This is a genomic window from Actinoalloteichus sp. AHMU CJ021, assembly GCF_002895405.1.
Lineage (GTDB): Bacteria > Actinomycetota > Actinomycetes > Mycobacteriales > Pseudonocardiaceae > Actinoalloteichus_B > Actinoalloteichus_B caeruleus.
Window position 1 is genome coordinate 2,381,185 of the sequence record NZ_CP025990.1, and the last position, 12,553, is coordinate 2,393,737.

The 12,553-nt window shown below is 72.9% G+C and carries 10 protein-coding genes and 3 tRNA genes; 2 read left to right on the forward strand and 11 right to left on the reverse strand.

What is annotated here, in order from left to right; all coding sequences use genetic code 11:
* Nucleotides 1-117 precede the first annotated feature (117 nt).
* The 6 genes from C1701_RS09985 to C1701_RS10010 form a co-directional block, all read right to left on the reverse strand.
* Complete coding sequence (locus tag C1701_RS09985; protein ID WP_051712871.1) at nt 118-768, reverse strand: hypothetical protein; 651 nt, start codon at nt 766-768, stop codon at nt 118-120.
* A 509-nt stretch (nt 769-1,277) separates the two neighbouring features.
* Nucleotides 1,278-1,367 (reverse strand) — tRNA-Ser (locus C1701_RS09990).
* Between the two features lie 116 nt (nt 1,368-1,483).
* The gene (locus C1701_RS09995) at nt 1,484-2,080 is read right to left on the reverse strand and encodes an RNA polymerase sigma factor (RefSeq protein WP_026417693.1); all 597 of its coding nucleotides are present in this window, start codon (nt 2,078-2,080) and stop codon (nt 1,484-1,486) included.
* 233 nt (nt 2,081-2,313) lie between these two features.
* A complete protein-coding gene (locus C1701_RS10000) occupies nt 2,314-2,526 on the reverse strand; it encodes a CsbD family protein (protein ID WP_026417694.1) in 213 nt (70 codons plus the stop codon).
* Nucleotides 2,527-2,691: 165 nt separating this feature from the next.
* A complete protein-coding gene (locus C1701_RS10005) occupies nt 2,692-3,126 on the reverse strand; it encodes a nucleoside deaminase (protein ID WP_026417695.1) in 435 nt (144 codons plus the stop codon).
* A 43-nt stretch (nt 3,127-3,169) separates the two neighbouring features.
* Nucleotides 3,170-3,661: a tRNA adenosine deaminase-associated protein gene (locus C1701_RS10010; protein ID WP_026417696.1), complete on the reverse strand. Its 492-nt coding sequence runs from the start codon at nt 3,659-3,661 to the stop codon at nt 3,170-3,172.
* Between the two features lie 65 nt (nt 3,662-3,726).
* Between C1701_RS10010 and C1701_RS10015 the strand changes: the two genes are divergently transcribed.
* Both C1701_RS10015 and C1701_RS10020 read left to right on the forward strand, forming a co-directional pair.
* Nucleotides 3,727-4,719 carry a prephenate dehydrogenase gene (locus C1701_RS10015; RefSeq protein ID WP_081715255.1) on the forward strand — a complete coding sequence of 331 codons (993 nt, stop codon included), beginning with the start codon at nt 3,727-3,729 and terminating at the stop codon, nt 4,717-4,719.
* 90 nt (nt 4,720-4,809) lie between these two features.
* Nucleotides 4,810-6,009 carry a thiolase family protein gene (locus C1701_RS10020; RefSeq protein ID WP_026417697.1) on the forward strand — a complete coding sequence of 400 codons (1,200 nt, stop codon included), beginning with the start codon at nt 4,810-4,812 and terminating at the stop codon, nt 6,007-6,009.
* Between the two features lie 72 nt (nt 6,010-6,081).
* Here the strand turns inward: C1701_RS10020 and C1701_RS10025 are convergent, their stop codons facing one another.
* The 5 genes from C1701_RS10025 to C1701_RS10045 form a co-directional block, all read right to left on the reverse strand.
* Entirely contained in the window at nt 6,082-7,557 is a 1,476-nt protein-coding gene (locus tag C1701_RS10025; protein ID WP_035291469.1) for a hypothetical protein, read from the reverse strand.
* 263 nt (nt 7,558-7,820) lie between these two features.
* A complete protein-coding gene (locus tag C1701_RS10030) occupies nt 7,821-9,062 on the reverse strand; it encodes a Cys-Gln thioester bond-forming surface protein (protein WP_026417699.1) in 1,242 nt (413 codons plus the stop codon).
* Nucleotides 9,063-10,168: 1,106 nt separating this feature from the next.
* A tRNA-Arg gene (locus tag C1701_RS10035) sits at nt 10,169-10,241 on the reverse strand.
* Nucleotides 10,242-10,278: 37 nt separating this feature from the next.
* Nucleotides 10,279-10,369: transfer RNA gene (locus C1701_RS10040), tRNA-Ser, on the reverse strand.
* Between the two features lie 70 nt (nt 10,370-10,439).
* Nucleotides 10,440-12,494, reverse strand: coding sequence for an acetoacetate--CoA ligase (locus C1701_RS10045; RefSeq protein ID WP_026417700.1), 2,055 nt, complete (start codon nt 12,492-12,494; stop codon nt 10,440-10,442).
* Between the last annotated feature and the right edge of the window lie 59 nt (nt 12,495-12,553).

Below are 12,553 nucleotides of genomic sequence, written 5' to 3' on the forward strand. Positions count from 1 at the left end.
CGCTCCTGAGGGGACGGACGGCGCGGGTAGCGGGCGCGCTCCCCCGCCCGTTCCGCGAAGCCGCGGTGGCCGGCGGGGCCGAGCGGCGGGCGGCCGGGGTCGGCGCGGGTCAGGGCGTCAGAAGCGGGCCACGACCTGGTTGTCCTCGACGAGGACCTCGTAGTCGACCGGGTCGGTTCCCGGCCCCGCCGGCAGGGCGATCGTGAGCTCCACCGTCCCGTGGGACGCGTCGTTGACCACGACACCCCGCACCCACGGCAACTCGTACCCCCTCGGGCCGAGGGTGCCGGTCACCGGAGCGGCGACGTAGACGTGCAGGAACTGGGTCCGCCCGTCGGCCGCCATGCCCGGGACCGGCTCCGCTGAGCCGCCCCAGAGCGGCGGTTCCGCGTCGAGCTGGTGTCCGATGACCTCGGGCACCGCCGTCCGGAACGCGAGCACCACCTGGTCGCAGCCGTTCTCGCTGACGACCTGGAACTCGTGGGTGCGCGGTACCTCCACCCGGGGCACCGGGTGGGTGTCGCAGCCGGCGGTGGGTGCTCCGGCACCGGGTGGCACGGGGTCCACCGAGCCGTTCCCCGTCGGGGCGGATGTCCCCGGCGGCTCGGTCGTCATGGTGGGGTGCGGGGTGGGTTCGACCTCGTCCGGCGTCGTCGTTCCCGCCGTGGGCGCCGGGCCCTCGGACGGGACGACGTCCTCCTCCGTCCCACAGGAGACGATCAGCAGGGCGGACAGGACGAGCACGGACAGACCGCGGGTGACGGACATCAACGCCCACCTCACTTCGGTGCGGACACCGCCGGCGCGCACGCGGTGTTGGGTGTCCGGTGTGGACCGGCCGGGGTTCGCCGCCGGCACCGGTACCGGTCCGCGTCCACGCGGCCGTTCGCCTTCGGAACTCCCAGGTGACCCGTGGAGGAACGGCCTCCCTGGTGCCGGGCCGCCGCCGTGTCCTTCCGTGCGGGGCCCGTGTCGATCGCTCTCCCGTGCAGACTCCCACGTCGCCGCGGCGGGGGCATACCGCCCAACAGGTGGCCGCCGGCCCTCCACCAGGTGATCCTCCGGTCGTCCTGCCGGGCGCCGGCTCGGGACGCGGGTTCGGAGGGCGTGGCCGGACCGTTCAGCCCCCTCCCACCTCGCAGGGACCTCGCGGTCGTGGCGCCATCAGGCCGTTGGCTGGGCCGGGGCCGAGGACGGGGAACGGAGGGGCAGCACCTCCGGACACGCGAAACGCCGGTCCACTTCGAACGTGGTGGACCGGCGTTCTCGCTGGTTGCTGGCGGTAGCGGTGGGATTCGAACCCACGGTGGGCTTGCACCCACACACGCTTTCGAGGCGTGCTCCTTAGGCCGCTCGGACACGCTACCGTGACGAAGGATATCCGATTGCCGTTCCCACCCGAACGCCCCCCTCCCCTGGCGGCGGTGGGGCGGTCCCACCACGCCTCGCGAGTGGTCCACGGGACCACTCGGGCCGGGAGGGATCAGCGCCAGGCTCGCATCACGACGGCCAGGCGCGTCCTGGCCCGGGCGAGGCGTCCCCGGACGGCCTGCTCGGACGCGCCGACCACGGCGGCGATCTCGGCGTGCGACACCCCGCCCACCTCGGCCATCAGCCAGACCGCCCGTTGCGGCGAGGGCAGCGTCTCCACCGCCCGGTAGAGGGCGTCGACCCCCGCCGAAGCGGTCGCGGCCCGCTCCGGGTGGAACCGACCATCCACCTGGGCGGTGGCGATGGCCGTGGTCCCGGACTCCGGGATCGTGGCCAGCGGGTCGGTGCGCCGGTCACGCCGCTTGCGCAGGATCGCCAGGCACTGCCGGTGAGCGATGCGGAACAGCCACGTGCGCACCGCACCCGGGTCGGCCAGCTCACCGACCCGGCACCAGACCGTCGCGAAGACGTCCTGCGTGACGTCCTCCGCCTCGCCGCGATCACCCAACATCCGGAGGGCCATCCTCGACACGCGGCCCGAGTAGCGTCGCACCAGGATCTCGAAGGCGTCGGCGTCCCGACCCGCGATGCGGAGCGCCAGGGCGGCGTCCTCGACCTCGTCGGCACAGTCGTTCCACGCCTCGGTCATCCACACCCCCGCAGACGATGGCGCCCAGCCGGGCCCTGCTCGTTCGCCGCCCACCCCGCCGGGCCCACACACGAGCGATGGGCCCGCCCCTGGGGGACGGGCCCATCGTGGCAGCGTTCGCACTGGTTCGCCGTTCGAGCGGGGCGGGCGGGCGGCTCCGTCTGCCATCGGCCGGGGCCGCACGACAAACGGTCGGTCGTCGACCCGTTCCCGTTCATCCGTCGAGGCGAACCTCAGTCGTTCCCGCCGAACTTCTTCTTGGCGTCGTCCACCGCACCAGCGGCGCGGTCCTTGGCGTCCTCCCCGGTCTTCTTCACCTGACCGGACAGTTTGTCCTTCTTGCCGGAGTTTTCCACTTCCTCGTTGTCGGTCGCCCGACCGAGGGCCTCCTTCGCCTTGCCCGCCAGCTCCTGGGCTCCGTGCTTGGCCTTGTCGAAGACGCTCATGGAACTCTCCCTCCTGGAGTCGCGGCCCCTCCCGCACGTCGTCGCGTCGAAGTGAGGCGGCTCCCCCTTACCACGGGGCACACCGTTGGCTTCCCCGTTCGTGGCGTCGCTCTCTGACCTGAGGATGCCCACCGCCCCACCCGCCACACCTAGCTGTGGCCCAGGTCACACATCATCGCCACGGTGCTCGCGGAAGAAGTCGTCCAACAACCGCGCGCACTCCGCCGCCAGCACCCCGCCGACGACCTCCGTCCGGTGCGGCACCCGCGGGTCCCGCACCACGTCCCACAGCGACCCCACCGCGCCGGTCTTCGGTTCCCACGCCCCGAACACCACCCGCGAGACCCTGGCCAGCACCGCGGCCCCGGCGCACATCGCGCACGGTTCGACGGTGACCCCGAGCGTGCACCCCGTCAGCCGCCACCCGTCGCCGTGCACGGCCGCCGCCCGCCGCAACGCGAGGACCTCGGCGTGCGCGGTGGGATCGCCGAGTTCCTCCCTCGCGTTGTGCGCGGTGGCCAGCACCCGCCCAGTGGGATCGAGGACGACGGCGCCGATGGGCACGTCGCCGGCGGCCTCCGCGCGGAGGGCCTCGGCCATCGCCGCCCTGACCAGCTCCTCGTCGGCAGGGCGGGTGAAGGGTCTAGGGAACACGGTCGAGGTCGGCCATCACCGCGTCGTACTGGTCGGCGAAACCGCACCGTTGGGCGATGATCCGCAACTGCTCCTCGGGGTAGCGGTCCTCCTCGACCACCACCACCATCTCACCGGAGGGCATCCCGAGATCGGCGAGGAGGCCGAGGTCGCCCTCGGGCCACATCTCGTCGTCGTCCTCGTCGGGCGGGTCGATGCGCAACAGGTCCAGCACGTCCGCCGCGACGTCGTAGTAGAGAGCGGCGGCCGAGTCGGAGAGCAGGAGGTCCACTCCGCCCGGGCCGGGTCGAACGATCAGGAAGAATTCGTCGTCGACGTTGAGCAGCCCGAAGACCGCCCCCGTCGACCGCGTGGCACGCAGCTCGGTGATGGCCCTGTCCAGATCCGACAGCGCCCCGTCGGACATCCGCCGACACCGCCACTGGCCGTCCTCCCTGAGCACGGCCAACGCCACACCCGAGAGCGGCTCCTCGACCTCCATGTCCCCACGGTATTCCCTTCGGCCCGTCGCCGTCGCACCGTTCACCTGAACACGACGCCGGGCAGGTGACCGACAATGATCGGGTGACTCCGATCTGCGTACTCGGCCTGGGACTGATCGGCGGCTCGGTGCTGCGCGCCGCCACCGCCGCCGGACGAAGCTGCTGGGCGGCCACCGCGTCCCCGGTGGACGCCGAGGCGGCGACCGCCGAGGGAGTCGACGTCCTCCCACCCGCGACCGCGCTGCGCCGGGCAGCCGAGGAGGACGCCCTCGTGGTCGTCGCCGTCCCGCTCACCTCGGTCCCCGAGGTCCTCCGGCTCGTCGACCAGCACGCTGGCGGCTGCCGACTCACCGACGTGGTCAGCGTCAAGGAGCCGGTGCTGCGGGCTGTCGAGTCGCACGCGCCGGGGGTGAGGTACGTCGGCGGGCACCCGATGGCGGGCACCGCCTCCTCGGGCTGGCATGCGGGGGACGCCGGCCTGTTCACCCAGGCGGCCTGGGTGGTCACCACCGACGAGGCGGACCCGGCCGTCTGGGCGGAGGTGGCGAGCCTGGCGCTCGACTGCGGCGCCGAGGTCGTTCCCGCGCCGGCCCGGGAACACGACGCGGCGGTGGCTCGGGTCTCCCACCTGCCCCACCTGCTGGCCGAGGTGCTCTCGGCAGTGGCTGAGGACGGTGGTCCGCTGGCGGCGACGCTGGCCGCCAGTTCCTTCGCCGACGGCACCCGGGTGGCCGGGACCAGGCCCGGCCTGGTCCGCGCGATGTGCGAGGGGAACCGGGACGCGTTGCTGACGGCGCTGGACGACGCGCTCGGCCGGCTCGGTGTCGCGCGGGGCGCGCTGGCGACCACGGGTTCCCTCCGGGCGGCGGTCGAGGACGGCCACCGAGCCCACGTCCGACGGCAGCGGGCCGGGGAAACCCCGACCATCGCGTTCGAGCTCCCCCTGCATCGGCCCGGTGCGCTCGACGAACTCGCGGAGCTCGGCAGGGGTGGAGCACGCGTCACCGGCCTGGCCGGCGGCCTCGTCAGCGGCCGGCGCCCGGACCCGGCTGGTTGAGGCCGTGCGCCGGACCCCGCGCGTTCGGGGGTACCGAGCGCCTGCGATCGGTCCGCATCCCCACCGCCGGTCGTACGGCACGATAGGCGCATGCGCCGCGCACTCATCCTGGACGCCGCCCGCACTCCCTTCGGCCGCTACCGGGGCGGACTGTCCCAGGTCAGGGTGGACGACCTCGCAGCCCTGCCCATCCTGGAGCTCCTGCGCAGGCACGGACCGGACGGGTCGGCGGCCCTGGACCCCGCGACGATCGACGACGTCGTCTACGGCAACACCAACGGGGCCGGGGAGGAGAACCGGGACGTGGCCAGGATGGCCGCCCTCCTGGCCGGCCTGCCGGTGACGGTTCCGGGTGTCACGGTCAACCGGCTCTGCGCCTCGGGCGGTGAGGCCGTGGTCCAGGCCGCCCGCTCCGTCCGCGCGGGTGACGCGGACCTCGTCATCGCCGGCGGGGTCGAGGGGATGAGCCGCGCGCCGTTCGTGATGGCCCGGCCCGACCGCGAACTACCCGACCGCATGGAGGTCGTCTCGACCGCGTTGGGATGGCGGCTGGTGAACCCGAGGATGCCGGAGCAGTGGACGTTGGCGCTGGGCGCGGCCGCCGAGCGGGTGGCGTGGGAACTCGGCATCGACCGGACGCGGTTGGACGAGTTCGCCCTCCGGTCCCACCGCAGGGCGGCGGCGGCCTGGGACGCGGGAGTTCACGAGGGTTTCGCCTTCGCCGTGCGGACGCCGGGTGGGCAGACTGTCCGACGGGACGAGTCGGTGCGCCCGGAGACCAGCGCGGAGAAGCTCGCCGCCCTGCCACCCGCCTTCTCCCCGGACGGGACCGTCACGGCCGGCAACTCCTCTCCCCTGAACGACGGGGCGGTGGCGATGCTGATCGGCACCGAGGTGGCGGCCGGCGAGCTGGGTGTCACTCCGCTGGGTGAGGTGGTGGGCAGTGAGGTCGCCGCGGTCGACCCGGCTCGGTTCCCGCTCGGCCCCGTACCCGCGATCCAGCGCCTCCTGAACCGGTTGGACGTCCGCGCGTCCGACGTGTCGTTGTGGGAGATCAACGAGGCCTTCTCCGCCGTCGTGCTGTCCGTGCTCCACGAACTGCCGACCATCGACACCCAGCGGGTCAACGTGCACGGGGGCGCGCTCGCCTACGGGCACCCGCTCGGTGCGTCGATGGCACGCGTGGTCACCGACCTGTGCCGGCACCTCGGCGCACGTGGTGGGGGCATCGGCGTCGCCGCCGCCTGTGTGGGCGTCGGCCAGGGCCTGGCGCTCGCCGTGCGGGTCTGACACCGGGCCGGACCAGAACTCCCGGACCCGCGACCGGCGGGTCGGCGGGTCGGCGGGGTCGACCGCGGCCGGTCAGCCGTCCCGGTCGGACCGCTCGGGACCGGGTGGCTCGGGCGATCGGAACGGCCTGGTCACGACCGCGTCCTCCGGAGCCGACAGCGCCGAGTACCGCCGCCAGCCGCCCTCGTCGTACCGGGCGGCGACGGCGTCGGGATTCACGGGAACCACCGGCTCCCTCCCCTGCGGGACACCACGGCCCGGGGGCCGGTGGCCGCCCCTGGCCGCCAGCACGACGGCGACCACGATGACGGCGGTGGCCCCGAGGAACAGCCAGCTCGGCCACCCGGTGAGGTCCACCAGCGCCCTCTCGGCGGCGTGGCCGTCAGCGGGCCGGCCCGTGCCGGCACCCGGGGTGGCACCGCCGTCCCGCTGACCACCGTCACCGGCCGTCTCCCCCTCCTCGGACCCGGGAACGGGCCAGCCGACCTCGTCCACCGGCCCGGCCACCGCGGTCAGGCGCACCCGGTACCCGAGATCGGAGATGGACGCCGTCGCGCCGCACAGGCCGGTGGCGAGTTCGATCCGCAACAGGTGGAGCCCGGCCAACCCGACCTGTCGGCCGGCCGCACCCGGCGCACCCTCGGCGACGGAGATGGACGCGCCGACCACGCTGGTCCCGGTGAAGGAGTCGACGTCGCGGCCGAGGACGGTGTTCCCCGGGGAGTGCAGGGCAAGGCTGACCCGCGCCGGGCACTCCGGGGACGTGGCCTGCGGGTCACCGCTGAACAGCGCGGTGGCACCGATCCTGCTCCCCGGCTCCACGGGAACGGCGAACCACCGGCTCTCCCCGGGGTGGAGCGTGGCGACCGTGGCCGTGCCGTCGGCGGGCAACGTCGTGGCACCCGACGGTGTCGGTGCCCCTGGCACGCCGATCTCGGGGTAGGGCGGTAACGGCGCGTCCTGCTCGGCGTCGACGCCGAGGCCCAGGGGGAAGGAGACGGCCGGGTACCGGTTCCAGCAGTCGTCGGCCTCGAGGTTCACGACGGCGTACCAGTAGCCGGACCCGTTGGCCGCTTCTCCGAACGGGTCGCCAGCCTCGACAGGCGACGCGCTGGTCACCTCGACCCTCGCCTCCGAGGAGTTGCCGAAGGCGGCGTTCCGGGGCTCGGGTCCGTAGTCGGGCTCGGTGCCGGTCGGGGTCAGCAGCGCGACCCGGAGCCGGGACGAGCAGGCGCCCGGCGGCGGACCGGCGCCGTCCGCCGTCGGACGCAACGCGACGGTGACGGCTGGCCAGGAGCCCGGCGCGGCGGGCAGCGCGTAGAAGCGGGACTCGCCGGGGCGGATGGTGTCCGCGTGTTCGCCGTCGCCCGGCCCCAGCAACGGGGCGTCGACGGGGTTGGCGGCACCGACGGCGATCGGCCCGGTCTCCGGTTCCTCCACCTCCGCCGGACCGAGCGCGGGGAACGGGGACACCGCCACCAGGCCGCCCACCAGCGCGGCCACCACCGAACCCGTCAACACGGCCACCCCCTGGTCTCCGGTGCTCACGTGAAGTGTGGCCCGTCCCTCCCGTGGTGGCGGCCGGCTGGTGGACCGTCGCGTGCGTGACCCCTTGGTCGACGAGCGGGTCGCCACTCACCTCTTCCGACGCCGTGCCCCGGGAAAAGGTTCCGGGGAGGGTCCGACGCACCAGGGCCGGGAACGCCGACGGGGCCACCTCCCGGCTGGGAGGTGGCCCCGTGGTGTGGGAGCGGGAAGAGGCGGCCCCTGTCGGGGACCGGCGGCCCGCCCTGCTCAGGACGCGGTCAGGATCAGACCTCGGCCTGCTTCTTGCGCCGCATCAGGAACAGTGCGGTGGCACCGCCACCGAGGAGCACCGCGCCAAGGCCGAGCGGCAGCCAGATGGACGCACCGGTGTTGGCCAGGTCGTCCTCGTTGTCCGGGCGCTCGGGAGCCGGCGGGGCCGGAGTGGTGGTCTCCGGGGCCTCGGGCACGCTCGGGGTGGTGCTCGGGGCCGGCTCGCTCGGCTGCGGGGTCTCCGGCACGCTCGGCTCCGGGGTCTCGGAGGTGGGCGGAGCGACCGGCCCGCCTACCCAGTCGACGCGGACCGAGGTGTCCAGGTTGGTGGGCTTGCCCTCCGCGACGATCAGCGACTGGGTGCGCTTGCTGTCCCGGGCGTTGCGGCTGGCCCCGCTCCAGTCACCCGACGGGTCACCCACGAAGAGGCGGCCGGTGTTGACGGTGGCGGAGGCGTTCGCGGTGATGGTGGCCTCGCCGGCCTCGGCGCCCTCGGGGACGCTCACGTACAGCTCGGAGATGCTGTCGGTCGGCACGTCACCGGAGATCGGGTTGACCTCCTCGCCGTTCTTGTTGACCAGGGTGACGCCCTCCGGCCCCTGGAGGGCCAGGCCGACGGTCCCGGCGCTCGACTCGACCGTGAACGGGCCGATCAGCTCACCGGCGGCACCGGAGTGGCTCTCCGGGCTCAGCGCCAGCGTGGGGGTCGGCTGCTGGTCGACACCGACGTTGGCCTCACCGGTCAGGTGCCGGTACAGGGCCTGGATGTCGCGGCCGTTGTTGCCCGCCAGCTTCGAGCCGTTGCTGAAGTGCCAGATGGCGGCCTGCGTGCCGGCGACGGCGCGCTCCACGTTCAGGTTCGTGCCGAGCTGCGCGTTCAGCTCGTCAACCGACACCTGGGGGTAGGAGTTCTGCAGGATCCACAGCACCTTGCCGGGCGCGGTGGGGAACGAGGCGTTCTGGTCCGTGGGGTACTGGTCCCACGGCACCTCGTGGTAAGGAGCCTTGTTGGCGGCGGTGACCGTCAGCTCGACGCAGTAGGTGAGCAGCTCGGTGCCGTCCTCGAGGACGAGGGGCAGCAGCACCGTCGGGACCGAGGAGCGGTCCGTCAGGTGGATCCTCTCGCCCTTGACCTCGTTCGTGTTGTCGTAGTGGCCCTTGGTGGACGCGGCGGCCGGCAGTGCGGTGCCGACGAGCAGGGCAGCCGCGCCGAGCAGTGCCGCGCCGGCTCGCGCCAGGCGCAACCCGAGTCTCATGTCTCTCCTCTCTTCCGGACCAGAGGTCCGGGAAACCGCCGACCGGCGGACTGGATCAGGGGTAGACCACGATTTCCCGCCGCCGCGACCCCGGTGCCCCCATCGGCGTGAGTGTTGGGGCGCTCCGGTTCCGGCGGCCCGTTGACGGGCCGACCCGTTTTTCCGGTTCGGCGGACGGCACGACTTTAGCCGACGCGTCAATTCCCGTGCGGCAAGACCCCGCCCGGTTTCCGGAACCGCCCGGTTATTCGTCCCCCTGGGTGAGGCATTGCGGGAAGCGCCGGCTTCGACCCCGCCGAGCTTCCTCCCCGCTGAGCTCGGCCTGCCACGGGACACGCCGGGATGTCGGGAACTCGCTCGCCCAACCTGCCCGTTCTCTGAGCGGGTTGCCTCGTCAGCGGACACACTGGACGTCACCCGTGTCGTACCGGCTCGGAGCGCGTCGCCGCCCTAGGATGCGCGAGCCGACCGAAGGTTGCGTGCCGATACCGAACTGGAAGCATCCGGACCATGAAATGTGGTTTTCCCAGCAGCGCGGCAACGGAAAGTGAAGAACCTGCCGACACATACCCCGCGCACCTGGGACTGAAGTCACCTTTCGGGGTGAGCGAAATTACCCGGCGCTTCCTCGACACCGGATAACTCGCCCAATAGCTGCTAGTCCGGTCGGAGGGCGAATGCGGACCAGCAAGCGGACAGAATTGGCCGAACCGGCGAGCGTTACGCACAAGCCGTAACCGTTACGCAGACTGTTGATCACTTTTTGGTGAACAACAGCGGTCGGGCACGAAGAGCCGCCATTCCGGAAGACCGGTCACGCCCCCGCCAGCCCCTGGGCCAGGAGCGCCACCGTGGGCCACGCGGCCCACCGCCAGAAGAGCCGCGACCGGACGGCCGGGGAGCGCCGGCCCCACCCGCGGCCCTCACCCCCGCGCCGACCCGAGGAACCCGCCACAGCCCGTCGCCCGGGAGCCGCGGGGGCACACCCGGGCTGGCCGGACGTGGGGATCATCACACCGGCCACCGCGACCGGGGAGCGCGGCCAGCGGACAGGGGCCGGCCGACAGACGAAACGACCCCCCTGTCGCCAGGGGGGTCGTCCGATGCGCGCCCGAAGGGATTCGAACCCCTAACCTTCTGATCCGTAGTCAGATGCTCTATCCGTTGAGCTACGGGCGCTTGTTCAGTTGTGACCAGCCGTTTCCGGCCGGTGCTGCGGAGGCTCCGGGATTTGAACCCGGGAGGGGGCTTAAACCCCCAACCGCATTAGCAGTGCGGCGCCATAGACCAGACTAGGCGAAGCCTCCCGGGACCTCGTTCGGTCGCTCGCGGCATACATTACACAACCGGGTGGACCGGGGGCAAAACCGGGTCCCCCTAAACCTGTTTCCCCAGCTCAGGACCCTCGTCGACGAAGAAAGCACGCACCACGCCGTCGAGGGCGCCCGGGTTCGCCAGCGCCTCCCGGCTGACCGCCTCGCCCACCGGCACCCCGGCCAGGACGCGCTTGACGGGAACCTCGCACTTCTTGCCGTTCAACGTCCTCGGCACCTCCCCCACCCGGAGGAACCTGTCCGGGACGTGGCGGGGCGACAGCGTCGACCGGAGCAGTGCCCGCGCACGGGCCACCACGGCCTCCTCCTCCGCCCCCGCCGCCAGCACCAGGAAGCACACCAGCTCCCCGTCCGGCCTCGCCGGACCGGCGTTGTCGATGACCAGTGAGTCCAGCACCTCGGGAAGGCTCTCCACGACGCGGTAGAACTCCGAGGTCCCCATCCGGACCCCGCCCCGGTTGAGCGTCGAGTCGCTGCGGCCGTGGATCACGGCGGACCCCCGTGGGCTGAGGCGGACCCAGTCGCCGTGCCGCCACACACCGGGGAAGGCCTCGTAGTAGGCCTCCCGCATCCGAGCGCCGTCGGAGTCACCCCAGAAGAAGACCGGCATCGAGGGCATGGGCCGCGTGACCACCAACTCGCCCACCTCGCCGACCACCGGGCGGCCGCTCTCGTCGTAGGCCTCCACCGCGGCTCCCAGCGCCCGGCAGGACAACTCCCCCACCCAGACCGGGACGGTGGGAGCGCTCGTCAGGAAGGCGGTGCAGACGTCGGTGCCACCGGACACGCTTGCGATCTGGACGTCGGCCCCGAGCTGCTCCGCCAGCCAACGGAAACCCTCCTCGCTGAGCGGAGCACCGGTCGAACCGACCGCCCGCACCCGCGACAGGTCGAGCCCGGAGAGGGTGACTCCCCCCTTCTGGCAGGAGTGGACGAACGGCGCGGAGATCCCCAGGTAGGTGACGCGGGTCGAGGCGGCCAACCGCCACAACGCGTCGGGCTCCGGATGTGCCGGGCTACCGTCGTAGAGCACCACCGTGGCCCCCACCAGCAGGCCGGACACCAGGTAGTTCCACATCATCCAGCCGGTGGTGGTGAACCACAGGAACCGGTCACCCGGCCCGAGGTCGGCGTGCAGCGCCAACACCTTCAGGTGCTCCACGACGATGCCGCCGTGCCCGTGCACGATCCCCTTGGGCAGCCCGGTCGTCCCCGAGGAGTACAGGACCCACAGCGGGTGGTCGAAGGGGACCGGCTCGAAGGCCAGCCGCGCGTTCGGGTGCGCTCGGAGCGCCTGGTCCCAGGGCACCGCCCGCACGCCGCCGATCGTGTCGGCCGAACCGATGCCCCCGGGGCTGGCGGTGGCCTCACCGAGGTAGTCGACCAGGACGACGGTCCGCAGGGTGGGGAGCTGGCTCGCGAGCTCCTCGACCTTCCCCCGGATGTCGAACGAACGACCGCCGTACCGGTAGCCGTCGACCGCGAGGAGGACGACCGGCTCGATCTGCCGGAACCGGTCCACCGCCGCCGTCGTGCCGAAGTCCGGGGAGCAGGAGGACCACACGGCGCCGATGCTCGCGGTGGCCAGCAGGGCCACGAGGGCGTGCGGCGCGTTCGGCAGCAGGGCGACCACCCGGTCACCCCGGCCGACCCCCGCCGCCACGAGGAACGCCCGCAGGGCCGCCACCCGGGCGCGGAGCTCGTCGAAGGACCACTCCTCCCCGGCCCCGTCCTCCCGTCGGAACACGACGGCGAGGTCCGAGCCCGGCCGCCCCGCCAGCGCCTGCTCGGCGTAGTTCAGCGTCGCCCCGGGAAACCACCTCGGTTCCGACATGCCCCCACCGGCGAAGGCGGACGCGGGACGCCGGTGGAACCGGACTCCGAGGAAGTCGACCACCGCCGACCAGAAACCGTCGAGGTCCGCCACCGACCACCGCCAGAGCGCCTCGTAGCCGGACGGCCCACTGGGCGGAGCGGAGCCGCCCAACGCCTCGGGACGGCGTTCGCGCACCCAGGTCTCGAACCGCTCCAGCGCGCTGCTCCCCGCCAGAGCGGGTGTCCACAGCACCTCGGGAGTGGCCGCCTCGTTGCCTGCCATACCTCGCTTCCTAGCCCAATCCGAGGCGTTCGCCAAGGGGCCGCTCGGGGGTAGGGGCA

Bases quoted from the DNA above. Each gene is read 5' to 3' on its own strand.
- C1701_RS10010 (WP_026417696.1), bottom strand. From the start codon at position 3,661: ATGGAGGTCGAGGAGCCGCTCTCGGGTGTGGCGTTGGCCGTGCTCAGG.
- C1701_RS10030 (WP_026417699.1), bottom strand. From the start codon at position 9,062: ATGAGACTCGGGTTGCGCCTGGCGCGAGCCGGCGCGGCACTGCTCGGC.
- C1701_RS10020 (WP_026417697.1), top strand. From the start codon at position 4,810: ATGCGCCGCGCACTCATCCTGGACGCCGCCCGCACTCCCTTCGGCCGC.
- C1701_RS10000 (WP_026417694.1), bottom strand. From the start codon at position 2,526: ATGAGCGTCTTCGACAAGGCCAAGCACGGAGCCCAGGAGCTGGCGGGC.
- C1701_RS09985 (WP_051712871.1), bottom strand. From the start codon at position 768: ATGTCCGTCACCCGCGGTCTGTCCGTGCTCGTCCTGTCCGCCCTGCTG.
- C1701_RS10045 (WP_026417700.1), bottom strand. From the start codon at position 12,494: ATGGCAGGCAACGAGGCGGCCACTCCCGAGGTGCTGTGGACACCCGCT.
- C1701_RS09995 (WP_026417693.1), bottom strand. From the start codon at position 2,080: ATGACCGAGGCGTGGAACGACTGTGCCGACGAGGTCGAGGACGCCGCC.
- C1701_RS10005 (WP_026417695.1), bottom strand. From the start codon at position 3,126: ATGGCCGAGGCCCTCCGCGCGGAGGCCGCCGGCGACGTGCCCATCGGC.